Genomic DNA, 24,783 nt, shown 5'->3' on the forward strand with positions numbered 1-24,783 from the left:
ATATAAAACAACTGTTTGTTCCATATTATTGAACTTATATTAATATTCAGGCTCAGCCTTTGATTTTTTCCTGATGTCTTTAGGATTAATGCCCCCCTGATTCTTCAGAAATTTATTAAAATGACTCAGGTCTGTAAACCCAAATTCATTGCTGATTTCTTTAATCATAGAATTTCCGAATTTCAACCGGTTCTCAATCAGCTTAAATTTATAATCGCTGATATATTTTTTAACGGAAATACCCATTTGCCTTTTAAACAAAGTGCTTAAATGATTTGGAGATAGATTAAATTGCTTAGACAAAGTACTTAAGCTTAGGCTTTCCGGGTGGTGAATATGGATATGAATATGGTTCATGATCCCAATAAACAGGTTTCCATCAGGCAGGTGACCGGGAATTGTTTGATGGAAGGCATTTCGCTTAATCAAAGCAAAAACACTTCTGATCAGATAAAAGATAACTTCATTTGATGTGTTTCTCTCCTGCCATTCTCTAACGATCATCCGCATGATATGATCAATTTTATCAAGTTCACCGGCCGATTTTACCAGGCAGGAATCATAAGCGTTACTGACAACAAGTAAATGATCAATCAGCTTATTCCATTCATTTTTAGCAGATTCACTGGCTGCACCGTCAAGATAAACATTGCTGAATTTCAAAACACTGAACTGCGTTTCTTCCTGAATAATTAAAGTGTGATAATCAGCTGGCGCTAATAAAAACATACATTTTCCCCGGTATGGGCTCATCGCCCCATTCAATTCATGGTAGCCACTTCCACGGTGGATAAACATCAATTCAAAATGATTATGGTTATGTACCGGGTATGGCCATATGCTGGTCGTAAAATGCCTGATAAAAAGAGGCTCGTGCTGAATAAATCGCTCCAATTAATAAGTTTTTACAAATATACCGTTTAAATGTACAATTTGTAAGCCTTCCACAACGGTAGGTTTGTAACAGAATTAAAAGAGTTCATGACAACAGAAAAATCAAACTTACACCCCGCAATTATCCCTTTAATGGCAGTCTCAGCTGGGGTTATTGTGGCAAATATTTATTATAATCAACCCATATTAAACGAAATCGGGCAAGCATTACATGTGAGCGAAAGTCAGATCGGAAAGGTTTCGATGCTTTCGCAACTGGGTTATGGCCTGGGCATGTTTTTTTTATTGCCGCTGGGCGATAAACTGAACCGGAAAAACCTGATCCTTCTGCTTTGCGGCCTGCTCATTCTGACACTGACCCTTTTCGCTTTTTCCTCCACATTAACGGGAATCTGTGTGCTTAGTTTTTTTGTGGGCCTTTTCTCTACGCCAGCACAAATCATCTTACCTATGGCTGCGACTTTGGGCAAACATAACCGGGGTAAAAATGTCGGACAGGTTTTTAGTGGGATACTGGTTGGTATTTTGGGAGCCAGGGTATTGAGCGGATTAATTACAGAATGGCTGGGATGGCGTTATGTATATGGCATTTCTGCGTTCATGGTCTTAACAATGACTATTTTACTAAAATTATATCTTCCAGAAGTCACTCCGAAATTTAAAGGAAGTTACCTGAGCCTGTTGAAATCTACCCTTGCCCTGGTTAAGGAATACCGTGTTTTAAGACAGGCAGCCTTATTAGGTGCTTTCACCTTTGGTGTATTTTGCTCATTCTGGACAACATTGACTTTCCATTTAAGCAGTGCGCCGCTGAATTACCACACCGGAACAATTGGTTTGTTTGGCCTGATTGCAATCGGCGGAGCTTTAGTTGCCCCCTACTTTGGTAAACTGGCCGATAAGGGTAATGTTTACAATTCTTTGCTGCTTACTGTTTCTATGATTATTGGCAGTATTTTACTCATCAAGGTCTTCCCCTATTCAATACCTGTTTTAATCATCAGCGTTTTCTTTCTGGATATTGGCGTTCAGGCGACACAAATTACCAACTTCACCCGTATTTACAGTTTGCATGAGGATGCGCATAGCCGGTTAAATACAATTTATATGACCACTTATTTCATTGGTGCAGCAGTAGGTACTTATTTTGGTTTGCTGAGCTGGAAATTAGGACAATGGGGACTTTCTACTTCTCAAATGTTGTTATGGAGCGGTATTGCTTTATTAATTGTCATCATTTCTAAACGCTATAAGTAATGAGCCTGATTGCCATATTTAGTGATGTGCATGGAAATTTACCAGCACTTCAAACTGTTTTGGAAGATATTGAGAAAAGAAAAGCAGATCAGGTCTATTGCCTGGGAGATCTGGTGGATTTTGCCCCCTGGACAAATGAAGTTATCGAAACCATCAGGGATCTGCAAATTCCCTGCTTGTTGGGTAACCATGATGAACGGATCGCTTTTAATCATGCTGTTGTCCCGCTAACAAAGCATAGCCAGGAAGAAACTTTGGCAAGAACAGCTGCTATCAATTTTACAAAAAACACCATTAAAGAGGATTGTAAAGCCTATTTGGCGGGACTCCCAACGCAGTTAAAAATTACTTTCAGGTTGAAAGAAAAGCCATTTAGTATTTTATTGGTGCATGGCAGTACCAGGAGTAATGAGGAATATATTTATGAGGATCATGACCTGAAAGATATTCGGAAAATGCTGGATCAGGAACAAGCAGATATATTGGTGATGGGACATACACATGAATCCTATATCAGAACGGTTTCTTCTGAAGCTGATGATCAAATGGTGATCAACTGTGGTTCTGCCGGCAGATCGAAAGAAGGAAAACCGCTGGCTTGTTATCTTTTGATAACTATCAATGAAGAGGGTGTTCAGGCAGAACTTGTTAAATTAGCTTATCCTGTAGAGAAAGTAGTGAAGGCGATTCAGGAAAGTGATATTCCTGATTTCTATGCCTGTTTTTTGGAACCCGTTTAAATGCAAGTACTCAATATATTGAACAATATATTTACTTTAGTGAGGTTAAAACGAATATGCACTAAATGGATAGTAACAGTTTGATAAGTATTATAAGCCTGATTGCAGTATTTGTTTCCGTGCTTTTATCTTTTTTTCTTCTCACGGTACCTAGTGAAAGAAAATTGGGAAACGTGTTGCTGGCCGGTTTTATTTTACTGAATGCAATTGATCTGAGTGCATGGTTTATTTATGGGTTCACCATACAACATCCTGATCTGGAGATATTCAGACGATCTGCTTCCTGGTTGATCAATCCTGTTTTTTATCTATATGCTTTATCTATTTGCTTTTCTGATTTCAGGTTAAAAGCCAAACATCTGCTGCATGCTCTTCCTTTTATAGTTTATAACCTGGTTATGCTGCCTAAGGTTTACCTGGCTGATTTTACTGCAAAAATAATTTTCATTGAACATTATGGAGATTGGCCAGCTTCAAAAATCATGTTACTGGCAGGGCATTTACAATTTGCAGGCTATTTTATTGGTGTTTTCCTGGTGTTAAGAAAATATAGAAAGATTTATCTGGAAAATTATGCAGATAGCAGGACGATCACTTATAAATGGTTATTTCAGCTTACGGTGGTGATCACGATTGTACATGCGATTGTGATGCTGAAGGATATTTTAAAGTTTATCGTCAGTACGGATGTTTTTAATGGTGCACAAATTATTGTTGGAATCAATGCGGTGTTCATCTTATGCTGGTTTGTATTGAAGGCGTTATATTATCCGGATCTTTTTAGAGGGATAAATTCCAAAATTCAGCCTGCTGATGATTTAGTTCTGGAAGATCATTCAGTCAGAGAACCGGATAATGGAGTTTTAAGTTTACAAGATCAGGAAAATATTCAGCGGATCAGAGATTATATGGTTCAGAACGAGCCTTATCTTGAACCTGCGCTGACGATACAAGATCTCGCTGATCAGATAAATATGCCTGTAAAGGATTTGTCTATCCTGATTAATAATCATCTGGATCAGCATTTCTTTGATTTTGTAAATGCGTACAGGATTGAAAAGGCAATGAAAATCCTGAGAGACCCGGCCAGAGCAAAACTGACCATTCTTGAAATTTTATATGAGATAGGGTTTAATTCCAAATCATCTTTTAATACTTCGTTTAAAAAACATACGGATCTGACGCCTACTGAATACCGCAAAAAGTATATACATTAGTGTAGGTTTATGGGCTGACCTCAATCAACTTTAAAATGATATAACCCGTTATAAAACCTCACATTTTTGTTAAGTTATTGTTGGAGAACTGCAACACAACCTAGCCATAACTCCTATAAAACTGTCATTTCCCGGAATAGCTATCCGATATTGAAATTAACTGTAATTGGGTTATACCTGTTAAATTTATACCGCTTAATACGGCAATACTTTGCTCCTGAAAACCAGCAGTACCTGCTTAACCCCTGGTAAAAAAATGATCAGAATTATGATTACACTAATCACCAGGATCATTAAAGAATAGTAATCCATAGCAGATCTTAGAAATACCTGATTTGCAATAGATTTATTCAGTAATACAGCAGCGGTTCCCTGCGTATTTCCCACACTATTTCCACTATAACTTACTCCTGACTGCAAGTCGTTCATTTTTTCTGTATATAATGGATTTAATGCCGTTACATATTGACGGAAATCATTAAAATGTATGCTTTTATAATATAGCTGGAAATAATTACCGATTGCAATACCGGCAGATAAACCAAGAAATCTGCTGACTATACCTATAAATGGTGTAGCTCCAACCATAGAAAGCGGTGCTGCTGAAACCAGGAATACAACAAGAGGAACCATTAGCCAGCCTGTCCCAAATCCTTGTATGAAAAGAGGCAGATACAATTGTTTTTCTTCTGCATTTGCTGAAAAAAGAAAATACATTAAAAGATGAAAAATCAGCAAAGAAAGAAAGCCTGTAATCCATAATATTTTAGCCTCACTTTTGAGTAGTACAAACCGGACTGCAATAGCCATTCCCAGCACTATTCCAGCAATATTTACCCCCCAGAATGGAATAAGATGTATAGGATCTAATCCTAAAATCTGCTGTGCAAAAGTATAAGTAAAGCCTGTTGTCCCTTTACAGATATAATATAAAGCAAGCAGTAATAATCCATTTCGGAAATTCGCGGACCGAAGCAATCTAAGCTGGATCAAAGGGCGCTTCAAATGCAATTGCCGGTAGCTAAACAGGCCGGCAGAAATAATAACCGCCAATGATAACAGCCTTATCTTCTGAGCAGAAAACCAGTTCAGCTGCTGACCATATACCAGGATATAGCCTATAGAACAGAGTATAAATGCAAAAAAAACATAACTCACCCAGTCTAATTGATAAAGTGGGAACTTCTTTCTGATCCTGATATTTTTCACAATCAATAGCATCAATACCACTCCTGGAATTTGCATAAATATCAACAGATAGAATAAATGATTGAATTCGTAGCGATAGAGTATCCAACTGCAAAAAATGGCACAGACAGGAATAGAGGCTTGTATTACACCATAAAAAACGCCATATCCCAATGCTCTTGCCCGTTGTTGCGGCAACTTATAAAAGATAAGATTCAAACAAAAGTTACATAACATGCTACAGGATAAACCCTGAAGAAAACGACAGATCATCAGTATATCCGGGTCACGCGTTATTCCACAAATATAATAGAGCGCTATATTGATCAATGTGGCTGTAATAAAATAAGGCTTTGGTTTTAAATACTTAAAAAACCGGTCATCGACAGGAAAAAAGCTAACCAATGCGGCATACATGATGACAATAGAAAACTGAACATCGGCAGGTTCTATTCCATAATAACCACCAGCCTCCGGAATATTGCTGAAGTAAAGCGCAAAAACGAGCAGACCAGGCATCAAAACCAAAAAGATAGTTAACCTGATCAGCCAGTCCGGGGCCCACTCTTTAAAAAAACTATCCATAATTAATGGTTAATAGAAACATTAGCATTCATTCCGGCTTTTAACAGCGCGATTTTTTCGGAGGTATCAGTCAGCCGGATGCGAACAGGAATACGTTGAATGGTTTTCACAAAATTCCCTGTGGCATTGTCGGGTGGCAATAATGAAAAACGGGAACCTGTAGCGGGAGACTGCGATTCGATAACTCCATGAAAAGTAGCCCCCGGATAAGCATCCACCGTAATCAAAGCAGGCTGGTTCAGTTTGAATTTCCCGGTCTGGGTTTCTTTAAAATTAGCAATTACCCATTTACCAGCATCCTGATTTACAATAAACGTAAGCACCTGCCCTGCCTGAACCAATTGCCCATCCTGAATGTTCTTTTTCCCTACTCTGCCTTGATAGGGAGCTAAAATCACCGTGTAATTGACATTCAATCTTTTCAGCCCCAGCACTGCATCTCTTTTTTTGATCTCTGTTTGTATTGATGCTTTCCGGGATTGTGCTTCTTTCACTTTTGAAAGTGAGGCCTGGTAATTGCCCAGAGCAGTCTGATATTCAGATTCAGCTATTTCGAAGGATGCTTTCACATTATCGAATTGCTGCTGTGTAGCTGATTGACCAGCTAATAAGTGCTGATAACGGGTATATTCCTGTTCCTGCCTGGTCAGTTTAGCTTTCGCCGCACTGATTTGTGATTGTGTTACCTTTGCTGTATTTTCAAGGACTGCTGTGCTGCTTTGCAATACATTAATTTCAGCTTCTGCATTTGCCAGCGAGGCTTCTGCTTCTTGTTGTTGAATTTGATATTCATTGTTATCAATGATAACCAATGTATCCCCTTTGTTAACTTGCTGGTTCTCTTCAAAATTGACTTTTTTGATATAACCATTTACCCGTGTACTCACTGGATTTACATATTCTTCAATTTGTGCATCATTTGTTTCTTCGTAATGGTATCCATCCCAGAGATACTTTCCTCCCCATAACATCAGTCCCAAAAGCAGGATAACTGCCGAACATTTTGTAATAAAAGCGATCAACTGATCGGTACGATTGGCTTTATTTTCCATTTTATAATCTTCCTGCTGTTTTAAGTAATTGATAGTATTGAAGGATAGCGATAACCTTCGCATCCTCCAGATCGAATCTGGATTGTAATAATTGTGTGTCTGCATCAAGCAGATCGGTTAATAAGGCCAGTTGATTAAAATAACCTGCACTAACAATCCGGTAATTTTCTGTAGCCAGTTTAATGTTTTCTTCTGCGATCTCTACCCTTTTTAAGCCTTCATTGTATCTGATATATACATTCATAGTCAGCTGACCTGTTTTATCTTCCTGATCGGCAAGCAAAATCTTTTGTTTACCTGATTCAAGTTGTGCAATCGCCGACTTGTGCTTATTCTGATATAATGCTGACAGTGGCATTGTTATTCTGACTCCGGCAGAGCCCAGGCCATATACCCTTTTGATTGTCGGATAAAAAACATTGTCAGGATAAGCGTAGCTGTAATTTGCCAGCAGCTCAACTTTAGGCATAAAAGCAGCCTGAACCTGCTTCTGCTTGAAAAAAGCAATATGTGTTCTTTGTGTAGCAATCTTGATTTCATAACCTTCAGTTTGTGCTTCACTGATCAAAGACGCTAAACTTTCTTCCTTTTGCAATTGAGGCATTACAATAGGATCTGTTAAAGTGAGTGCTTGCACCTGTGGTATTCCCAATAACAATTTCAATTCATTTTCAGCAAGCAGAATGGTATTGTTAACCTCGATCAGCTTCATATTCTGCCTGGAAATCTGCAATTCTGCTCTTAACAAATCACTCCGCAAAACGACCCCGTTTTTAAACAGCACTTTCATTTGCTGCTGCCTCTTTTCTTCTTCTTTTAAATTGGCTAAAAGCAAGTTTCGGAATTGTTCATTTCGCTGTACACTATAATAGGTAGTTGCTACTTTTACCTTCACCTCCGCTAATTGTTGCTTTTGCTGTGTAACAGACAAGTATTTGGCCTGTTCCTTTTCTTTCACGTAGTTATTGAGTTGCTTTCCCTGGTATAAGATCACAGATGCACTGGCATCCAGATTAACATTATCCGGGGTAAGATGGATCTTCTTTGGCTTAGAAAGCCCATCTTCAAAGGCTGTCATAGCTGTCAAACGATTATAACCTGTACCGGCTTGTAAAGCAGGCAACCTTTTGGTTTTGGCATCGTTAAACTCTTCGGCCTGTTGCCTGGTTGTTATTTGTTGTGCTGCAACTTCCTTATTATATGCTGAAGCTCTGTCCCAGGCCTGGTTCAGCGTAAGCTTTACAGGCTCATGTTCAGGGGTCTGACCAAATACACAAGGGCCCGGTAACAAAAGTAAGATACAGAAGACCGAATAACCAACCTTAATTTCCTGTTGTTTCATTTAACAAAATTCACCAATCACCACACAAATCATTTTATATAATCGGCCATACATTTGTTAATTTTGGCCACATGGATTTACCAGCGAAAATCAGCAAAGAATAAAAGACAGCTCATTGCTTCCGCGGATAGTCCAATCTTTGCCGTCTATATGCCATTGTAAAGACTAGTATCCATTGATAGTTTTGTAGTCAAATAATATAGATATGATAGATTATAAATCGCGTTTAAAAGAGATGTTTTCAGCAGTGCTTGAAAACTCTGTTTACAATGAAAAACTTATTCATCAGTATTTCAGTCAAAATTATGTGCAGCATGTAGATGGTAAGACACTGCATTTTGATGGTTTCAATCAACATATGAAAACACTGAAAAAAGATATGCCTGAAATTAAAATTGATATCAAAACATTAGTACAGGAAGGCAATACAGTTTTCTCTAATCATGTGGTCAGTAAAAAAACTGCCAGCGATATGAAAATACAGGTTATCGGGGAATTCCGTTTTGAAGGGGATCAAATATGTTATTGTGATGAACTGACCTATTTAATTAGCGGAGATCCGAAAGACAGAGATCTGGGCTCCAGAATTTAATATTAAGGAGCAGAAATATCTTGTATTTGTGCTCCTTAAAAAACTAATTCTCTTTGATCATATAATTCATCCTGATATCCGGATGAATAAAATTATTTTGTTCTGCTATAGTCTGGAGCCCATGGGCTTCAAAAAAAGATATTAATGGACTATCAATTTGTTCTGTCAGCCACAATGATTCATAGCCCTTGCTTATAGCTAAGCATTTATTGAGTAAAGATTGTTTAGCCTCACCGGATAAATATTCCTTTAGAATACAAAAATCAGCGATACAGACTGCTTTTTTATCTTCCAGTAATGCTGGCCTTTTGCCCTGAGTAGTCACAAATGCATATCCGGCAGCCTGTCCCTCTACATAAACAACCAGCCACTGGTTACCAAAGCTATTCATTTCATCAATAATTTGTTTATCATTATAATGACGGAAAATATAATCTTCCATCACCTCTTCATTTACTAAATGCGCATATTTTTCTAAAGCGATAGTCCTGGTCAGGTATAATAATTCAGCAATCGCATCCTCAGTTGCTACTTTGAACTTTGTGATAACTTTTTGATCCATGATTTTAATTTTACAGGGCCAAAGGTAACCACGATCATCAATTCATATCGATACACATTCCTGCTAAATGACCGATACAGTGAGCATCCCTCCTAATTGATCAGGCTAACCCTTTCCTGCAAGTTTGAGTCCTTCGATCCGCTTTGCTGAATATTGATCAGCGAATACTATTCTGAAAAACCGTTTAAAATCACCGGAGAAGGAAAAAGTTTCGCCTGGTGTGAATTTCACCCCTACCTGATCACAATGCAGGTAAAAATCTTTGCTATTAATTTCATCTGATAGTTTAACCCATAAATTATAACCACCCGCAGGCATAACCATCTGTGTACCTTTTGGAAAATAAGTGGTCAGCAGATTAATTGTATGGTAAGCATTTTTTGATAATTGAGTTCTGAAGGTCCTGATATGTCTGTCATAACTATGCGTATTCAGCAATTGATTCACTGTTTCCTGGTAAACAGGAGAAACAGTGCCCCCGGTTGAGAATTTCACCTGCTCTGCCTGCTGGAAAAACCGGCCTGCCGATAACCAGCCCAGCCTGATTCCCGCAGCCAGTGTTTTAGCGTACGAAGAATAGGTCATTACCAGCCCGCTTTCATCAAATGATTTCAGGTTAGATGGCCGCTGACCAGTGAAATTTAAATCTCCATATACATCATTTTCAATTACAGCGATCCCCCAATGTTGTGCCACATTCAGCAGTTGTTTTTTCTGATCGTCAGAGAGCAGGATCCCTGTAGGATTCTGAAAGTTCGGGGTTACTATTATCGCTTTTATTTTTGTTGTTAAACATGCTTTCTCTAAATATCCTATATCAAATCCGGTCTGAAAATCCATAGGGACCTCCACTACTTTTAGCTGTAAAGTCTTAATTACCTGAAGAATGGAAAACACGCAAGGGCTTTCAACAGCAACCACATCACCGGCAGAACAAGTAGAAACCAAAGCAATATATAATGCTTGTAATGCGCCATCGGTAATGATCAGCTCATCGGCGTTCATCTTTGTATTGTAGTGTGCCGAATGTTTACAAATATTATGTTTTAATTCTTCCGATCCTGTTGAAGGATAGTACCTTAAGAGACCAGCGCCCTGTGCTCTGATCACTTGCTGCATAGTCCTTAAAATCATTTTTTGAGGAACTAATAAATCTCCCGGAGCAGCCACGTTGAATTCAGTTAAAGAATTCCGGCCGGCACGCAAGGAAGTAGTTTGTGATAGTTTATGTTTAAACACAGCATCCCTGACTACGGGCAACCGTTTTCCAGTCGATATACTGACCTGATTTTCAAGCACATTAGAAATGTAATATCCGGATTTATGGATACTTTCAACCAGACCTTTACTCATTAAATAATCAAACCCCTGTTGTACAGCGCCTGTACTCATTCCATATTTTCTCATTATTGCTCTTACAGAAGGTAGTTTATGCCCTGGTTTATAGATGCCTTCTTTGATCTGAGTTTCAATAATTACTGTAAATTCTTCATACCGGTATTGTTTCATAGCCAAACTGTATCGGTATATTTCAATCAAATAATACCTGTATCACAAAGGTAATAAATAACAATTAGCAGAAATATGAAGTATTTTATTAAAAATATAAACAATACGGCACGGCATTTGGTTAAGCTGTAATTATACACTTACTATCTTCTTGCCTAATGCAAAAAACTATCTTTCTGTTCTCTTTCTTATTTATTACTTACAGCGCAAATGCACAAAATGCGGCTGATGCCATTTCTGCCAATAATCAAGTCCGTGATACTTCGAATAAACGGGATTTAATAGACTATGCCAAAATATTATTTAAAATAAAACCAGGAGTAAAAACCGGAGAAAATCCAAGAAAAGTTTTCTTTTCACTCTTGCCTATCGGAGGTAATGTACCAGGGGGAGGAACTGCATTGATTACCTCAACCAGTGCAGGTTTTTACCTGGGTGAGCGTAAAACCACAAATATCTCCAATGTTACTTTTACACCCTACTGGAATTTAAAAAGCCGGTTTGGATTACCGCTGCGTTCCAATATCTGGCTGGCGGACAACACATGGAATATTCAGGGAGATACGCGTTTTCTTGTCTATCCGCAATATACCTGGGGTTTAGGGAGTGGGCATGAAGATCAGAAACTACTGGTTGATTACAAGTATATCAGATTTTATCAAAGTGCATTAAAGCGAATCAAACCTTATTTTTATGCAGGTTTTGGTTATACGCTGGATTATTTTGTAAATGTCAGGGCAGCTGATCCAGGTCTACAGAAATTTACTGGTTATAATTCAGGAACTGAAGAGGGAAGTAATTCTTTTTCATCAGGAGTATCTTTTAACTTATTATATGATACGCGGAATAACTCTATCAATCCATTGCCAGGAAGTTATCTGAATTTGGTTTTAAGAACCAACCCTAAGTTTTTAGGAAGTCAAACGAGCTGGAAATCACTTTATATAGATGCGAGAAAATATATCTCACTGAATACCAAACCTCACCAACAGAATACACTGGCTTTATGGTCTTATTTCTGGACAGGTTTAAATAATGGGATCCCCTATCTGAATTTACCAAGTATTGGATGGGATCCTTACAATAAGTCTGGTAGAGGAATGGATCAAAACAGATATAGAGGAAAATCGTTATTTTATGTAGAGAGTGAGTACAGACGGGACATTACCGATAATGGTCTGTTTGGCTTCGTTGTTTTTGCCAATGCAACTTCAGTAGCTGAGCCGGAAACCAATTCTTTCAAGGCAATTCACCCCGCAGTCGGAGCAGGTATGCGGATCAAATTCAACAAGGGTTCCAATACAAATATAGCGATTGATTATGGCGTAAGTAAAGGATTCTCCGGCTTCTCTATCGGTCTTGGAGAAGCTTTCTAAGGCTGTTGATTTGGCATTACCATTATTGTATAACTATCATTACCTACTATCGTCTGAAAAATATAATCAGTTGAAATATAGTAGGTACTGATTTGTTTTGCTTCTATTTCCTGTATATCTTTTCTCTCCACCCCTGTCTGCCTGATTTCTTCCAGGATCAATTGATAAGCTTCTTCACCGCTAAGTTGATAGTAGAGTTGATTCGTAACCTCGTTATCTGCCTGAATCCTGAACCAGGATAATGCCTTGCCGTGTTCAGAGGCATGGTTTCCGAAAGAGAAGGTTTTATATAACTGATGTCCTTGTTTCCCTGACAACTCAGGTCTTACTTCCCATCTATGCTGCACCAGACTATCAGTAACAGAAGAAACCGGCTGACCTATAAGTGATTCAAGCTGGTTCAATTTAAAATGCTGAGCACTGCTGAATAAGCCTGAAAGACAAAGCAAGAATGTTAACGCATATTTCATGAAAGCAAAGGTAATAAAATGTAAAAAGTAGAGCCTTTATTAATTCTGCTTTGAACACCTATTGTACCTTTGTGGTTTTTGACGATCTCCATAGAGATATATAATCCCATTCCCAATCCACTGGCCATCGTATTTTTAACATCAACACGATAAAATCTTTCAAAGATCTTTTCCAGCTGACTGGTGGAAAGTCCGATTCCGTAATCTGTCACAGAGATCCTGACCTGATTACCTTCTTTAGTAAATGATAGTATAATATCTTTATGCAGTGGCGAATATTTTACTGCGTTATTAACCAGATTCATCAGTACCTGTTCTAATCTCTCTGTATTTCCTTTAATGCGTACATCTGCGCCAGGATTAAAAATGATATTATAATCAGGGAACATATATCCTGCATTCTCTGCACAGGTGGTAATCAATTCCTTAACGCTCAGTGGTGCTTGACTAAAATCCAGTTTCCCGGCCTGGATCTTACTTACATCCAGCAGGTCATTAACCAGCGCTTGTAATTTCCCTATTGAACTTTCAGCTTTGACGATAAATGTTTTTACCTGACCAGGAACAACTTCTTTCTTATAGTTAGAGATCAACTGTAAATAAGCTTTTAAACTGGTTAAAGGTGTCTTTAATTCATGACTGGCAATTCCAATAAATTCATCTTTCTTTTCGATGGATTTACGCTGATCGTCGATATCCGTTGCAGTACCGATCCAAAACAGGAGTTCATTATTTTCATTTCTTAAAGGAATACTCCGGTTAAGATGCCATCTATAAATACCATCATTCCGTTTGTAGCGATTTTCAATTTCAAAAACCTCTCCGGTTTTCATACAGTAGTTAAATTTTTCGGTGGTTACAGACAAGTCATCGGGATGGATAATATGATCCCATGATTTTTGAAATGTGGCATCAAAAGACAAGCCTGTATAATCGTACCAGCGTTCATTAAAGAAGTTAAACTGTCCGGAAGGTAAATTAGTCCAGGTAATCTGAGGAATATGATTAGCCAGCAGTATCAGGTGCTCCTGGCTCACTGGATTTTCCGTTGACCGGATAGCTTTTATAGTGCCATTCGCTTCTTCCAGCTGAAGCTGCAATTCTTTTATTTCAGCCCGCAGCTGTTCTTGTATATTTTGAGCGCTCATTCTTTATCTTTAATTAATTCATAGCCCTCTTAATACCCAGGATATTGCTGTCATCGTATCGGCTGGATACGTGATTAATTATTTTATAATTATTAATATATAATTAAGATTATAAAATCAGCAATTAAAATATTCCGGGATATCAACTATACGTTAACAAAAAAACGACCAAAAAGATATTTGGTTTTTATGGAAATGCTCAGTTAGCCCTTATTACATTTATAAAAGAGCGCACAACACTAACAAGTGTACTTTACCAGGAAAATACTTCTTTAAAATATTCCTGAAACTATTAAAAAAAAGATAAACATGGATGATCCGCTCAATCAGAATCCCTTGTTATTCGTGTATATATTAATAGTTTTACTTGAAATTATACATTTCCTGAATTACGGATTCAAATCAGCAATCTATTGGAGAAGTAAATCTTTATTAAAATATCAATTGAACATGAATACTGAGTTTAATTATAGCTATCCGGTTGTATTAACTATTGCCGGATCTGATAGTGGCGGCGGCGCGGGCATCCAGGCCGATCTAAAAACAATCTCGGCTTTAGGCTGCTATGGAACCTCTGCAATTACAGCCATTACCGCACAAAACACGATGGGGATTACCAATCTGTTTGAGCTGCCTGTTAGTGTTGTGACCGACCAGATTAAAGCTGTAACCGAAGATATCAAACCTCATGCAATCAAAATAGGTATGATCCCAAATTCAGCATTATTACAGGCCATATTTGATATTTTAAGTTTGTATCCTGAAATCCCCGTGATTCTGGACCCGGTGATGATCGCCACGAGTGGCCGCCGTTTAGTGGAACAAAATACTATTGAATTATTGAAAACAGTATTGATCCCTATAACTGCTTTAGTCACGCCAAATCTGGATGAGGCGGCCATTTTAGCAGACATGGAAATTTCTACAGTAGCACAGATGAAAATTGCAGCGCATCAAATCCTCAATTTTGGTGGCCAGGCGGTATTGATTAAAGGCGGACATTTAAAAGGCAGCAAACTTTATGATGTTTATCTTGATAAAACCGGGAAGGAAATCGTCTATGAAAATGATACTATTTCCAGTCAAAATACACATGGTACAGGCTGTACGTTATCTGCTGCTATTGCTTGTTTTATAGCACGAAACATGGAATTGCCCGAGGCTATAAAAAATGCAGAATCTTATGTGCATCGTGCTATTTATGAGGGGCTTGATGTGAAAACAGGAAAAGGTAAAGGGCCATTAAATCATTTTTATGCTCCTATTCCGCTGATTAAGCTGCCTGTGGATATGAAAAATTAATATATTTGAACCATGGCAGATTTAAAAACAGAATTCTCAGTAGAATTTGAAGGTGAAACAATTCCAGTAATCATTACTGAAGTTGAAAATGAAGATGATTCAATTTTCATGGTAGAGATACCAGATCAGGAAAAATTTGAAATCTTTCTTTCTGAAGATGATATGTGGGTAACCAATGATGAGGTTACTGTAGATGAAGACCTTATTTTTCTTATCGGAGATAAATTTGAAAGCTTGCAGCCTTAACTGTCCTTATCTTTTTTTCCAACCAGCTTAAATTTGATCTTACCGTCCTCTCCGTCCGTGGCGAGGATGTGTATGACAATCCCTTTCATCCTACGCTCTTTAAGCTCTTGTTTATCCGTAATATCTTCATCTTTCTTCGGATTTCGGAGCGGCACATCAAGCAATATATTTGTCCCTTTTCCGGTAGTTGCATAAACACCCGCCAGGTTCATGTTCAATAAGCTTGAATTGATCATCATCGGTTTGATAGTAACAAGCCTTCCTTTGATATCAAAATTACCATTAAGGTTATCAAATGTAATATTGTCCAGATTGCGGAACGGAAAAGCAAACTTCCCAATACTTTTCACTGCATTATAATTGAGTAAAGCTCCTTTTTTAAGGTCAAAATTAACGTTTCCATTCATGGAGCCCGGGATAAGTTTACCCTGTCCGTCTATACTCCCTGTAACATTGGTTTTGGTAAAGAAACTACCTTTCAGATTTTTATAAGTCGGGCTTTCCAGACCAAAATTATCAAATGAATAAAAGAAGTCACTGATATTGACGTTGGAAACTACCGTATTTAATGCGAAGTTATTCAAACGGCCATTTTGCTGTAATTTCCCGTTAAGCTTAATCGAGCCTCCGCCATGTTTTAAACTTACATTTTTCAAATTCAATCCATTTTCAGAGAGGAAAATATCTGCCGTTGCGTTACTTCCTGTAAATTTGTTATAATGAACTTTATCAACTCGTAAATTGATTTCAGCATTGCCCTTTTCGAGCATCGTATTCATCTGAGTAGCGAAATTATTGCTTTTATTCTTTGATTTAACGGGTGTACTATTTTTCCTGGTTCCCAAAAAGGCAAGAAAATCACCTAAATAGAGGTTTTGACTATGCATCCTCCAGTTCAGCAGAATTTTCTCCGGGGAATTATAGTAAAGATTCAGGAAATTTTTCACACTCCCATCCATAAAGACCACGCTTTTACCACTTTGAAGCCTGATGTCATGAATCAAAAGATCCGGGCCTTTGAAGTCCAGGAAAATAGATGTGTTTTTAAAATTAACCCCTCTGGGTACATAACTTACATCTGCATTTTTTACGTTGATTGTTCCGGTTAACATCGGTTTATTCAACTTAAAGTCTACAATATCTGCACTATAGTTCAATTTTACATCGGCCGTGCCTTTGGTAAAGTTTAAAACGTCGGTGCCTAAAACAGTAGATAATTTAGCAACATTAAACTGAGATTTAAAAATACCGGTTGCTACTGGTTTATCCAGATTATGAATAAAAACAGTATCAATTGTAAAAGGAAGTTCTTTATAACTACCAGAGAAATGATAAAGTTTAATCGCAGAGTTCTCATCTGTATAACCTTTTCCATTGATAAAATTATTGGTATAAACACCCGCAAAATTACAATTATCGACTATTCCTCCAAAACCTGTCAGCGTATTATCCTTTATCGCTGCTTTTACAAAAATTGAAGGATCTCCCCCTGCACCCATATTTCCTTCTATAATAGCTTTGGCAAAAATGGGTTTATCCAGATTAAACATATTCAGCCTTGAACTGATATTTGGAGCCAGCAAAGCAGATGCACTTTTCCAGAGTATATTCGGTGCTTCTACACTGATAGAGAATTCAACCGGATCTTTTGATATCTTAAATTTCGCACCCAGGATGAAAGGGTCTGTCCCTATATTCAGCACATTAGGTTTGACTTCTATAATGCCAGCTTTCTCATTATAAGCGATATCCATTTTTCCTTCCAGCAACTTATCTTTTACGAAACTCCCTCTTTTTGTATTGAAGGCAAGGCTGCGTACTAATGTTTTTAGATTCACGTCAGCTTTCCACCCTGAAGCAGGATAGTCTATTTTCCCGCTAAAGTCTTGTACCGCAAATAAAAACAGTTTATTTCCTTTTCTGTTATCCAGAATAAAACGCACAGCATTCAGATCAAAACGCCTGATCTGGGCAGGTGAAGAACTGTCATCTTTTACTTCGGGTTCTTTCTTAGGCTTTTTCTTAAAAACAGAGGTATTACTATAGCCGTTACTATCAGTATATAAGTAAATTGAAGCATCATTGATAGTAACTTTCTTAATTTCGATAGTACCTTTTAACAAGGCCATGGTATTAACTGAAATATCAAGATCACCTGCGGTAAGCAGCGAATGGTGATGAACATTCCATAAGCTGTCTTTAATTTCTACTTTTTTCAAAGATACCGAGACATTGGGAAAACCTTTAAGAAAGGTAGGTTCAATAGTAGCAATAGTCAGGTTACCATTGAGGCTCTTATTTAATTCTTTGGTTATAGAGGCTTGTAATTCCTTTTTATTAGCGCCTACATAGATTGCGAGGCCGATAAAGATCACAATGATCAGTACAATAAGAGCAGAAAAAATTTGAACAGAGCGTTTTAACCAAAAGGGCATAGAAGAGTGTTTGCGTAATAAACGTTTAAAATAAGGAAATTGTTTAAAGGTAGTTTTGTTCTGTGAAATTGATTATTTTTATATCAACAAATCCACACGACGATGAACACCATAAATTCAGGCTATAAAAAAACTTTAAGGTTCGTTTTTACAGTAAGCTGTTTAACCTTTGTTTGTTCTATTTTATCAAAAAATTCAAATGCGCAGTCACCTGTAGTAACTAAGATAACCTTTCAAAAGGATAAGTACAACCGGATCTTTATTCCTGTAAAGATTGATAGAGATAGTATGTCTCTTTTATTCGGGACTTATGCTAAACCGTTAAGACTAACCCCCTATTTCCAAAGTACGCGGTCACTTTCTCCAAGCGGGGACATTCTGACGCTGGTTGCGCCTAATGGCCGGCCCCATGACCGCCTGCTTTTTTATTCTCCAAAAATCACAGTCGGAAAACTTAAATTCAGAAGTGAACAAGCTATTGTAAATTATGCTTTTCCTGATACAATTATTGCCGGAGCGACCGGAACTGAAATGGTTTACCGCTATAACTGGATGATTAATAATGATCAGAATCAAATTTCTATTTCTAAACAGCCATTTACGCCATCAGCAGCTTTTACAACTATCAATTATAAGAATGATTCTTATCCAAAAGTTGCGGTGGAAATTGCTGGTATCAAAACTAATTTCGCATTGGATTTCGGATCAGGCGCAGGTTTTCAAATCAACTCCAGATCTGATTTAGGACGCAAATTAATTGCTGATTATAACCTTAAACCAGTTAAGAGAATCTTGTCTGACATCCATGCTAAACAAGTAAGGGATACAATTTATGAGGTAAATGTACCTGGATTACTTTTTAACGGGATTCAATTACCACAGCAAAAGATCCAGTTAAGTTCTGCTTTTCCGCAAAATATAGTGGGCACAGGATTTTTGGGAGACTATAATGTAATTCTTAACAATTCAAGAAAACGAAAAATCGGAAACACGGTAATTTTAGAGAAGAGACTTTCAAAATAATACGCTAATTTCATTTTTACATAAATAAGACAGAGTAAATCTGACTAAGTGATTCTTTTACATACATTTGTACTGTAACAATAATTATTACAGATGAATAATGCAAAGTTTGCCACTGCCTTACATATCCTCACCTTACTTGATTTAGCTAAGGGCCAGAGGTTATCTTCAGAATGGATTGCCGGCAGTATTAATCTGAATCCGGCACTTGTCAGGAAGGAAATCAGTAACCTGCGGAAACTAGGGTTTATTTCCAGTAAGGAAGGGAATGGTGGCGGGTGTACGCTTGCCCGTCCTTCAGCAGAGATTTTTTTGTCAGAGATTTATAAGGCTGTACGTATGCCTCCACTGCTTGGTAGTTCGAATACACCAAATCCTTCCTGTATGGTAGGCCGCCAGATTAATCAGCACCTGGAGGGGTTGTATACCGAGGCAGAGCTTTCGCTCACCAGCAAATTAGAAAAAAGAACACTGAAAGAGTTTGGTGAAAAATTTCAACCAGCATTGTAAAATATAAAATTAAAATCACATGAATATAGTCTTAATCGGAGCCTCTGGATTTGTAGGTTCAGCCATCTTAAAAGAAGCATTAAACAGAGGTCACGAAGTAACCGCTGTAGTGAGAAACCCTGAAAAAATCACAGTACATCATGATCATTTAAAAATAGAAAAAGCTGATGTACTGGATGCCGCTCAGGTAACCAAAGTAGTAAATGGTAAGGACGCAGTGATCAGCGCTTACAATTCCGGATGGACTAATCCGGAGATTTACGCAGATTTTTTAAAGGGTTCACAAGCTATACAGGCTGGTATTAAAGCATCGGATGTGAAAAGATATATCGTAATTGGTGGTGCCGGAAGTTTAGAGGTTGCCCCTGGCGTACAAGCTGTTGATACACCTGATTTCCCTGCTGCTTATAAACCTGGTGCAACTGCTGCCAGGGATTATCTGAATATTATTAAGGAAGAAAAAGATTTAGACTGGACGTTTTTCAGCCCGGCTTTTGAAATGGGCCCGCAAACTTCAGGAGTTCGTAAAGGTTCTTATAGAACAAGTTTAGATACACCGGTATTTGATGAAAATGGCAGAAGTATTTTATCAGTAGAAGATTTAGCGGTTGCTATTATTGACGAACTGGAGAATGCAAAACATGTAAAACAACGTTTTACTGCTGCATATTAATTTGCCTGGTAAAAAGGGCTGTCATTTTTTAGCATGGCGGCCCTTTTTGATTAATCATTTAATCAACGATTTTTATCCCCAGACTATCTAAAAAAGAAATAGCAGCTGGTAATTGAAAGATAGCACCCTTGATCTTATTACCTGAAGGATCTATCTGATAGTTCTGCGCCGCTGTAAAATTAGCCATCCTGAGATCAGTACTGGAAAAAGTAGACCCTAAAAAATCAGTACCGTTAAAATCTGCACTGCTCAGGTTACAGTTCGAAAAATCAACCTCCCTTGCTGTACAGTTGGTAAGCTTTATTTTTTTAAGATTCTTTCCAAAAAAGCTGGAATAACTCAAAATAGAGCTTTTAGCATTGATGGAGAAAGGATTCAGCGTATCGTACCAAAGTATACCGATAGCTTTACAATTCACGACAATTAGATTACTTATAAAAGTATCTTTAAATTTAATCAGTGAAATATCACAGTCTTCAAAGGTGCAGTTATTGAAAGTACAGTCTTCAAACAGACATCCTTTGATAGTTGACTTATAAAAGGTACATCCTTCGAAATAACGGCTAACCAGATGTTTATCTTCGTAGTTTATGTTTTCGAAACGCTTTTGGTGATGTGTGATCTGTTCATCGGCAGTACTCAAAACCGTACACCTGCTTGAAAAGTTATACCATGAGGGTTAATATCCAGGTCGTTAAGGGTATTGTTAAATCCTTTAAAACCAGCTGAGATATAAGGTGCAATACGATTTGTTACTTTATAGCGGACGCCAAAACCACCGTACAGGTATAATCCTCTTTCATTAATACGTTTGATAGTTAGCGGATCTGCTTCGCTGGAACGGTCATATCTGAGAAAAGTAATACCTGCCGAAGCCTCTGCGAAAGGTTCAAACTTAGATTTATTCGTAATATCATAACTTACATTGGCATAAACCGGGATAAGTTTCATGTTATGAAGAAGCAAGGCATTATCAAAATGCAGTTTTGTAGTAGCATAGCCAATTCCAATACCTGGTTTAAAACGACTTTCCAGATTCCTGGTTACTTTGAATGATGGCCCGTTAAAGTAATTGCTGTGCGTAGAACGCAGAAATTCATAGGCTGGAGAGAAAGTATATCGCGGCTCATCGTTTGCCGTTTTTGTCTCTTGTTGAGCATTCGCAGTGATTGAAAAACCGCACGCTAAAAGCAGTGCTAAGTTTAAAGTTAAAATCCTTTTCATATTCTAAGCAAATCTAATATATTTTGAAATGCAGAGAAATATAATATCCGATTAAATTGTCTCTCATAGAACGGATTTGTTTTCTCATGATTCTGTATTATTAATTTTCAACCTGACTTTTATTGCTGAATCCAGGTAACCAGCTAAAATCCAGCTCCCCTTACTGCATGGCAAAGCTAGAGTTTCCCCATATCAATAATCTTATCATATCGTAAGATATTGATTAAAATACAGGATAAAACGTCTGAATACCGTTTTGATAATTTAATTGAAAAAGAAATGTTAAAATATTTGATGTTAAGATCAAATATCTGTTGATTTGCATAATTTTTAATGAGTCTAAATAGATTGCAGATAGCACAGTTAAAAGGATTAGTTTTTCTTCAAAAAAATAATAAATGATAACTTTTACGTCTGAAGCCGTATGTTTTGCTTATAAATCCTAATGACAAGATTTCGCAAAATAATAGGTCAAATACATCTCTGGCTAGGTTTAATCACTGGGTTAGTTGTACTGATAGTCAGTATTACCGGCTGCTTGTTTGTTTTCCAAAAAGAGATATCTGATCTTATACACCAGGAAACATTTTTTGTTAAACCACCTTCATCAACTGTTACACTTCCTTATAGTACACTTTTAAAGAAGGCTGAGCAGGCATTGGGGAAGGATCATCCGGTCAATTTTTCTACAACTTATAAGGATAAGGAACATGCGTGGGAGTTCATGACTTATAAGGCAGGTGATCCAAAAGCATTAACTTACTTTGGATCAATTGATTATTATGAGTCTGTTTTCATTAATCCGTATACAGGGGCGGTTACAGGCTTACATGATTATAAATACGATTTCTTTAATATCGTAAAGTTCATTCACTGGAGTTTGTTATTAAATGATACTTACGGCCAGAACATTGTTGGTTATAGTACGCTGATATTCGTATTCATGCTGGTTACTGGTATGATTATGTGGTGGCCAAAAAAATGGAGTAAAACCAATATCAATAAAAGTTTTAAGGTCAAATGGAAGGCTGGATTCAAACGGGTAGTTTATGATCTTCATAATGTTTCCGGGTTTTACGTGATGTTAATTACGCTGGTATTGGCCTTAACGGGTATGGTATTCGCATTTAAATGGTTTCAGACTACTGTTTATGTGGTAGCTTCCGGATCTACGACGCCTCCTGAGGTTAAGCAGGTGAAATCAAAGCCAGCTCCTGCTGTGTTATATCCGGTAGATATTGCATTTAACAAGGCTAAAGTGTTGTTACCTGCTTCAGACAGAATAAACGTCTCCCCTGCTGCTGGCGACGAAGGTGTAATTTACATTTATGGTATAAAGGGTAAGGAAACTTATTATCATGCTGATGCTTTACAATTTGATCAGTATTCAGGGAAATTGCTGTACAGAAGAAATTACGAGGAGCAAAATGCGGGTGAAAAATTAGTTGGGATGAATTATGATATTCATGTGGGAGCTATTTTAGGTTTACCCGGGAAAATCATCGCTTTTATTGCCAGTTTAGTTGCCGCAAGCTTACCTGTAACCGGGTTTATGATCTGGTTGAACAGGAAAAAGAAAAAAAAGAAAAAATAGATTTGGTTTTGAATTATTGTTTTCTATCTTTGCAGCCCCGCAAGGGAGAAACGGACCGGTAGTTCAGCTGGTTAGAATGCCGCCCTGTCACGGCGGAGGTCGCGGGTTCGAGTCCCGTCCGGTCCGCAAGATGTAAATCTTGAAAACATTAAAAAGCCTTTCATCGAATGATGAAAGGCTTTTTTGATTTGGGTTCGAGCCCCATATTCTACCATTACAATATTATCCCCAGGTAATTCTTAAAACCACGTAATTGTTTTTGAATCGCGGGATATGTATTATTGCCTTTAAAGGGATAAAAATATTTGATTTGGGGACTTGAGTGGTCAATAAATTTTACTGTACGATAAATGTTGTATATTTGAATATCAGTTCAGTATTATGGCCAAGAATAAAAAACATCGGCTCATATTTGAGTTATCCAAATCGGAGCGTGAATTACGTTTGAAGAGTGCATTGAATGAGGTTATTCAATTGACTGTCGATATGCAGAAACCTTTCGTATATAGGAATAACTTATGCATCCAGCCTAACTTCTTTATCCATCAGTATCCCAATGGAAAGAAATATCTTATTTCACAGGACCAGGAAAATTCTAAAGAGAATATCTTAAGAGAGTTAGCCTAATCCTATGGATAACTTGAGGCTTTTTATAGTTGCGGGACCAAATGGAGCTGGCAAAAGCCTTTTTTCCAGTAAACTTACGGAATCAGACTATACGGTCTTTGACGGGGATAAACACTTGACCGAGTTTGCTAAGAAATATCCAGAAACAGGGAGTGACGTATTGTCGAATGCAGTTAACGATCAGATTTTCAAGGTAGAGAAGTTAAAAGCCATTGCCGAACGTAAAAGTTATGCATTTGAGACAAACTTTAGTGCTTCGGATCCAATGGAGACAGCAAACGAATTTCGTAATGCAGGATATGAAATACATCTTATTTTCATGGGACTCAATTCAATTGAGGAATCGATCCAGCGCGTCGAGCAGAGGGTCAGATTGGGTGGTCATAAAGTTGCCGAACCATCCATACGCTATAATTATGAACATGGCTTTAAAAATCTCTATAAACACTTTCATGAATTCGATTCTGTCACCCTATATGATAATGCTATTGCCGATATTGCCGAGCCGGTGATTCCAAGGGAAATATTGTATATTCTGGAAGGCAATCTACATCTTGAAATGAAGAGCTATCCTGAATGGGTGGCACCATTGCTTGATAGATTATAGTTGTTATTATGTATAATTCATGGGTCAAAATCGAAAAAGCTCAAAAACATTTATTATTTCTGGATATTCGAATGCCCCAGCTTTCAGGAATTGATTTTTTAAAAACAATAAAAAAGCCACCACAAACTATTTTCACTACAGCTTACAGAGAATTTGCACTGGAAAGCTATGATTTTGAAATTGTCGATTATCTTCTCAAACCTATTACTTTCGATCGGTTTTTTAAGGCCGTAGAACGCTATCTCAGACAGTATCACATACCTGTTAATGTCGTTTCAACTGCTCCTGAAATACCTTTCATTATCTTAAAATCAGGAATCAAAAATTATAAAATCAATGTTGCAGATATAATATACATTGAAAGTATCAGAGATTATATTAAGATATTAACCACTGAAAGTGAATTGACCATTAAATATAAAATTAGTCATATAGCAATTGAACTCCGGAGCCAGCGTTTTCTTCGTGTTCACCGTTCATTTATTGTCAATACAGAAAAAATAACCTCCTTTTCTCCATCAATAGTTGAGCTGGGTAAAAAAGAAATTCCTATTGGCCCCATGTACAAGCAAAGTGTAGATGCAGCCTTAAGATAGGCCTGAATTTGGTC

General features: G+C 37.5%; 25 protein-coding genes and 1 tRNA gene. 15 read left to right on the plus strand and 11 right to left on the minus strand.

Features of this window, described 5'->3' with window-relative positions:
* Positions 1–39: 39 nt before the first annotated feature.
* Positions 40–894, minus strand: coding sequence for an AraC family transcriptional regulator (locus HDE70_RS11975; protein WP_183869735.1), 855 nt, complete (start codon positions 892–894; stop codon positions 40–42).
* A gap of 87 nt (positions 895–981) precedes the next feature.
* Here HDE70_RS11975 and HDE70_RS11980 point away from each other — a divergent pair, with 87 nt between their 5' ends.
* The 3 genes from HDE70_RS11980 to HDE70_RS11990 all read left to right on the plus strand — a co-directional run bounded on the left by HDE70_RS11980 (position 982) and on the right by HDE70_RS11990 (position 4,108).
* Positions 982–2,151, plus strand: coding sequence for an MFS transporter (locus HDE70_RS11980; RefSeq protein ID WP_183890310.1), 1,170 nt, complete (start codon positions 982–984; stop codon positions 2,149–2,151).
* Positions 2,151–2,891: a metallophosphoesterase family protein gene (locus tag HDE70_RS11985; RefSeq protein ID WP_183890312.1), complete on the plus strand. Its 741-nt coding sequence runs from the start codon at positions 2,151–2,153 to the stop codon at positions 2,889–2,891. The genes HDE70_RS11980 and HDE70_RS11985 overlap by 1 nt, the downstream gene beginning before the upstream one ends.
* A 65-nt stretch (positions 2,892–2,956) precedes the next feature.
* Entirely contained in the window at positions 2,957–4,108 is a 1,152-nt protein-coding gene (locus HDE70_RS11990; RefSeq protein WP_183890314.1) for a helix-turn-helix domain-containing protein, read from the plus strand.
* 195 nt (positions 4,109–4,303) lie between these two features.
* Here HDE70_RS11990 and HDE70_RS11995 read toward each other — a convergent pair whose 3' ends face one another.
* From HDE70_RS11995 to HDE70_RS12005, 3 genes are read right to left on the minus strand one after another with little or no spacing between them, the layout of a single operon-like run.
* Positions 4,304–5,881 carry an MFS transporter gene (locus tag HDE70_RS11995; RefSeq protein WP_183890316.1) on the minus strand — a complete coding sequence of 526 codons (1,578 nt, stop codon included), beginning with the start codon at positions 5,879–5,881 and terminating at the stop codon, positions 4,304–4,306.
* Positions 5,882–5,883: 2 nt separating this feature from the next.
* Positions 5,884–7,038: an HlyD family secretion protein gene (locus HDE70_RS12000; RefSeq protein ID WP_260160386.1), complete on the minus strand. Its 1,155-nt coding sequence runs from the start codon at positions 7,036–7,038 to the stop codon at positions 5,884–5,886.
* Positions 6,935–8,275 carry a TolC family protein gene (locus HDE70_RS12005; protein ID WP_183890320.1) on the minus strand — a complete coding sequence of 447 codons (1,341 nt, stop codon included), beginning with the start codon at positions 8,273–8,275 and terminating at the stop codon, positions 6,935–6,937. The genes HDE70_RS12000 and HDE70_RS12005 overlap by 104 nt, the downstream gene beginning before the upstream one ends.
* A gap of 205 nt (positions 8,276–8,480) precedes the next feature.
* On the opposite strand from HDE70_RS12005, the gene HDE70_RS12010 reads away from it, so the two are divergent.
* Complete coding sequence (locus HDE70_RS12010) at positions 8,481–8,867, plus strand: nuclear transport factor 2 family protein (RefSeq protein WP_183890321.1); 387 nt, start codon at positions 8,481–8,483, stop codon at positions 8,865–8,867.
* A gap of 43 nt (positions 8,868–8,910) precedes the next feature.
* On the opposite strand, the gene HDE70_RS12015 is transcribed toward HDE70_RS12010, so the two are convergent.
* Entirely contained in the window at positions 8,911–9,429 is a 519-nt protein-coding gene (locus tag HDE70_RS12015; RefSeq protein WP_183869727.1) for an N-acetyltransferase, read from the minus strand.
* A gap of 105 nt (positions 9,430–9,534) precedes the next feature.
* Positions 9,535–10,938, minus strand: a complete 1,404-nt coding sequence (locus tag HDE70_RS12020) for a PLP-dependent aminotransferase family protein (protein ID WP_183890323.1) — start codon at positions 10,936–10,938, stop codon at positions 9,535–9,537.
* A gap of 158 nt (positions 10,939–11,096) precedes the next feature.
* Between HDE70_RS12020 and HDE70_RS12025 the strand changes: the two genes are divergently transcribed.
* Positions 11,097–12,314 (plus strand): BamA/TamA family outer membrane protein, encoded by a 1,218-nt coding sequence (locus HDE70_RS12025; protein ID WP_183869725.1) that lies wholly within the window; start codon positions 11,097–11,099, stop codon positions 12,312–12,314.
* On the opposite strand, the gene HDE70_RS12030 is transcribed toward HDE70_RS12025, so the two are convergent.
* Both HDE70_RS12030 and HDE70_RS12035 read right to left on the minus strand, forming a co-directional pair.
* The gene (locus HDE70_RS12030; RefSeq protein WP_183890325.1) at positions 12,311–12,784 is read right to left on the minus strand and encodes a hypothetical protein; all 474 of its coding nucleotides are present in this window, start codon (positions 12,782–12,784) and stop codon (positions 12,311–12,313) included. The two genes, HDE70_RS12025 and HDE70_RS12030, sit on opposite strands and share 4 nt — an antisense overlap.
* Complete coding sequence (locus HDE70_RS12035) at positions 12,781–13,932, minus strand: PAS domain-containing sensor histidine kinase (RefSeq protein ID WP_183869723.1); 1,152 nt, start codon at positions 13,930–13,932, stop codon at positions 12,781–12,783. The genes HDE70_RS12030 and HDE70_RS12035 overlap by 4 nt, the downstream gene beginning before the upstream one ends.
* A 309-nt stretch (positions 13,933–14,241) precedes the next feature.
* Here HDE70_RS12035 and thiD point away from each other — a divergent pair, with 309 nt between their 5' ends.
* Both thiD and HDE70_RS12045 read left to right on the plus strand, forming a co-directional pair.
* Complete coding sequence (gene thiD, locus HDE70_RS12040) at positions 14,242–15,234, plus strand: bifunctional hydroxymethylpyrimidine kinase/phosphomethylpyrimidine kinase (RefSeq protein WP_317617405.1); 993 nt, start codon at positions 14,242–14,244, stop codon at positions 15,232–15,234.
* A 12-nt stretch (positions 15,235–15,246) separates the two neighbouring features.
* On the plus strand, positions 15,247–15,480 hold the full coding sequence (locus tag HDE70_RS12045; protein WP_183869722.1) for a hypothetical protein: 234 nt from the start codon (positions 15,247–15,249) through the stop codon (positions 15,478–15,480).
* On the opposite strand, the gene HDE70_RS12050 is transcribed toward HDE70_RS12045, so the two are convergent.
* Entirely contained in the window at positions 15,477–17,915 is a 2,439-nt protein-coding gene (locus HDE70_RS12050; protein WP_183890327.1) for an AsmA-like C-terminal region-containing protein, read from the minus strand. The genes HDE70_RS12045 and HDE70_RS12050 overlap by 4 nt on opposite strands.
* A gap of 102 nt (positions 17,916–18,017) precedes the next feature.
* Between HDE70_RS12050 and HDE70_RS12055 the strand changes: the two genes are divergently transcribed.
* From HDE70_RS12055 to HDE70_RS12065, 3 genes are all read left to right on the plus strand, one after another.
* Entirely contained in the window at positions 18,018–18,938 is a 921-nt protein-coding gene (locus HDE70_RS12055; protein WP_183890329.1) for a hypothetical protein, read from the plus strand.
* Between the two features lie 93 nt (positions 18,939–19,031).
* Positions 19,032–19,448 carry an Rrf2 family transcriptional regulator gene (locus HDE70_RS12060; RefSeq protein WP_183869719.1) on the plus strand — a complete coding sequence of 139 codons (417 nt, stop codon included), beginning with the start codon at positions 19,032–19,034 and terminating at the stop codon, positions 19,446–19,448.
* Positions 19,449–19,467: 19 nt separating this feature from the next.
* Positions 19,468–20,121 (plus strand): NAD(P)-dependent oxidoreductase, encoded by a 654-nt coding sequence (locus HDE70_RS12065; RefSeq protein ID WP_183890330.1) that lies wholly within the window; start codon positions 19,468–19,470, stop codon positions 20,119–20,121.
* 58 nt (positions 20,122–20,179) lie between these two features.
* Here HDE70_RS12065 and HDE70_RS12070 read toward each other — a convergent pair whose 3' ends face one another.
* Positions 20,180–20,764, minus strand: a complete 585-nt coding sequence (locus HDE70_RS12070; protein WP_183890332.1) for a pentapeptide repeat-containing protein — start codon at positions 20,762–20,764, stop codon at positions 20,180–20,182.
* Positions 20,761–21,345: an outer membrane beta-barrel protein gene (locus HDE70_RS12075; protein WP_183869716.1), complete on the minus strand. Its 585-nt coding sequence runs from the start codon at positions 21,343–21,345 to the stop codon at positions 20,761–20,763. The genes HDE70_RS12070 and HDE70_RS12075 overlap by 4 nt, the downstream gene beginning before the upstream one ends.
* A 445-nt stretch (positions 21,346–21,790) precedes the next feature.
* On the opposite strand from HDE70_RS12075, the gene HDE70_RS12080 reads away from it, so the two are divergent.
* The 5 genes from HDE70_RS12080 (at position 21,791) to HDE70_RS12100 (ending at position 24,769) form a co-directional block, all read left to right on the plus strand.
* Positions 21,791–22,939, plus strand: a complete 1,149-nt coding sequence (locus tag HDE70_RS12080; RefSeq protein WP_183890335.1) for a PepSY-associated TM helix domain-containing protein — start codon at positions 21,791–21,793, stop codon at positions 22,937–22,939.
* Between the two features lie 52 nt (positions 22,940–22,991).
* Positions 22,992–23,065: transfer RNA gene (locus HDE70_RS12085), tRNA-Asp, on the plus strand.
* A 255-nt stretch (positions 23,066–23,320) separates the two neighbouring features.
* Positions 23,321–23,566 carry a hypothetical protein gene (locus HDE70_RS12090; protein WP_183890337.1) on the plus strand — a complete coding sequence of 82 codons (246 nt, stop codon included), beginning with the start codon at positions 23,321–23,323 and terminating at the stop codon, positions 23,564–23,566.
* Positions 23,567–23,570: 4 nt separating this feature from the next.
* Positions 23,571–24,173 (plus strand): zeta toxin family protein, encoded by a 603-nt coding sequence (locus tag HDE70_RS12095; protein WP_183890338.1) that lies wholly within the window; start codon positions 23,571–23,573, stop codon positions 24,171–24,173.
* Between the two features lie 8 nt (positions 24,174–24,181).
* Positions 24,182–24,769 (plus strand): LytR/AlgR family response regulator transcription factor, encoded by a 588-nt coding sequence (locus HDE70_RS12100; protein WP_183890340.1) that lies wholly within the window; start codon positions 24,182–24,184, stop codon positions 24,767–24,769.
* Positions 24,770–24,783 lie beyond the last annotated feature (14 nt).

It is taken from the genome of Pedobacter cryoconitis, from assembly GCF_014200595.1.
In the GTDB taxonomy this organism is placed as follows: domain Bacteria; phylum Bacteroidota; class Bacteroidia; order Sphingobacteriales; family Sphingobacteriaceae; genus Pedobacter; species Pedobacter cryoconitis_C.

Excerpts from the sequence above, each read along its gene's own strand:
- HDE70_RS12075 (WP_183869716.1), bottom strand. The coding sequence starts at position 21,345 with ATGAAAAGGATTTTAACTTTAAACTTAGCACTGCTTTTAGCGTGCGGT.
- HDE70_RS12010 (WP_183890321.1), top strand. The coding sequence starts at position 8,481 with ATGATAGATTATAAATCGCGTTTAAAAGAGATGTTTTCAGCAGTGCTT.
- HDE70_RS12005 (WP_183890320.1), bottom strand. The coding sequence starts at position 8,275 with ATGAAACAACAGGAAATTAAGGTTGGTTATTCGGTCTTCTGTATCTTA.
- HDE70_RS12030 (WP_183890325.1), bottom strand. The coding sequence starts at position 12,784 with ATGAAATATGCGTTAACATTCTTGCTTTGTCTTTCAGGCTTATTCAGC.
- HDE70_RS12100 (WP_183890340.1), top strand. The coding sequence starts at position 24,182 with ATGTATAATTCATGGGTCAAAATCGAAAAAGCTCAAAAACATTTATTA.
- HDE70_RS12025 (WP_183869725.1), top strand. The coding sequence starts at position 11,097 with ATGCAAAAAACTATCTTTCTGTTCTCTTTCTTATTTATTACTTACAGC.
- HDE70_RS12095 (WP_183890338.1), top strand. The coding sequence starts at position 23,571 with ATGGATAACTTGAGGCTTTTTATAGTTGCGGGACCAAATGGAGCTGGC.
- HDE70_RS11990 (WP_183890314.1), top strand. The coding sequence starts at position 2,957 with ATGGATAGTAACAGTTTGATAAGTATTATAAGCCTGATTGCAGTATTT.
- HDE70_RS12045 (WP_183869722.1), top strand. The coding sequence starts at position 15,247 with ATGGCAGATTTAAAAACAGAATTCTCAGTAGAATTTGAAGGTGAAACA.
- HDE70_RS12000 (WP_260160386.1), bottom strand. The coding sequence starts at position 7,038 with ATGCAGACACACAATTATTACAATCCAGATTCGATCTGGAGGATGCGA.
- HDE70_RS12055 (WP_183890329.1), top strand. The coding sequence starts at position 18,018 with ATGAACACCATAAATTCAGGCTATAAAAAAACTTTAAGGTTCGTTTTT.
- HDE70_RS12065 (WP_183890330.1), top strand. The coding sequence starts at position 19,468 with ATGAATATAGTCTTAATCGGAGCCTCTGGATTTGTAGGTTCAGCCATC.
- HDE70_RS12015 (WP_183869727.1), bottom strand. The coding sequence starts at position 9,429 with ATGGATCAAAAAGTTATCACAAAGTTCAAAGTAGCAACTGAGGATGCG.
- HDE70_RS12060 (WP_183869719.1), top strand. The coding sequence starts at position 19,032 with ATGAATAATGCAAAGTTTGCCACTGCCTTACATATCCTCACCTTACTT.
- HDE70_RS12090 (WP_183890337.1), top strand. The coding sequence starts at position 23,321 with ATGGCCAAGAATAAAAAACATCGGCTCATATTTGAGTTATCCAAATCG.
- HDE70_RS12020 (WP_183890323.1), bottom strand. The coding sequence starts at position 10,938 with ATGAAACAATACCGGTATGAAGAATTTACAGTAATTATTGAAACTCAG.
- HDE70_RS12050 (WP_183890327.1), bottom strand. The coding sequence starts at position 17,915 with ATGCCCTTTTGGTTAAAACGCTCTGTTCAAATTTTTTCTGCTCTTATT.
- thiD (WP_317617405.1), top strand. The coding sequence starts at position 14,242 with ATGGATGATCCGCTCAATCAGAATCCCTTGTTATTCGTGTATATATTA.
- HDE70_RS11985 (WP_183890312.1), top strand. The coding sequence starts at position 2,151 with ATGAGCCTGATTGCCATATTTAGTGATGTGCATGGAAATTTACCAGCA.
- HDE70_RS12080 (WP_183890335.1), top strand. The coding sequence starts at position 21,791 with ATGACAAGATTTCGCAAAATAATAGGTCAAATACATCTCTGGCTAGGT.
- HDE70_RS11995 (WP_183890316.1), bottom strand. The coding sequence starts at position 5,881 with ATGGATAGTTTTTTTAAAGAGTGGGCCCCGGACTGGCTGATCAGGTTA.
- HDE70_RS12035 (WP_183869723.1), bottom strand. The coding sequence starts at position 13,932 with ATGAGCGCTCAAAATATACAAGAACAGCTGCGGGCTGAAATAAAAGAA.
- HDE70_RS11980 (WP_183890310.1), top strand. The coding sequence starts at position 982 with ATGACAACAGAAAAATCAAACTTACACCCCGCAATTATCCCTTTAATG.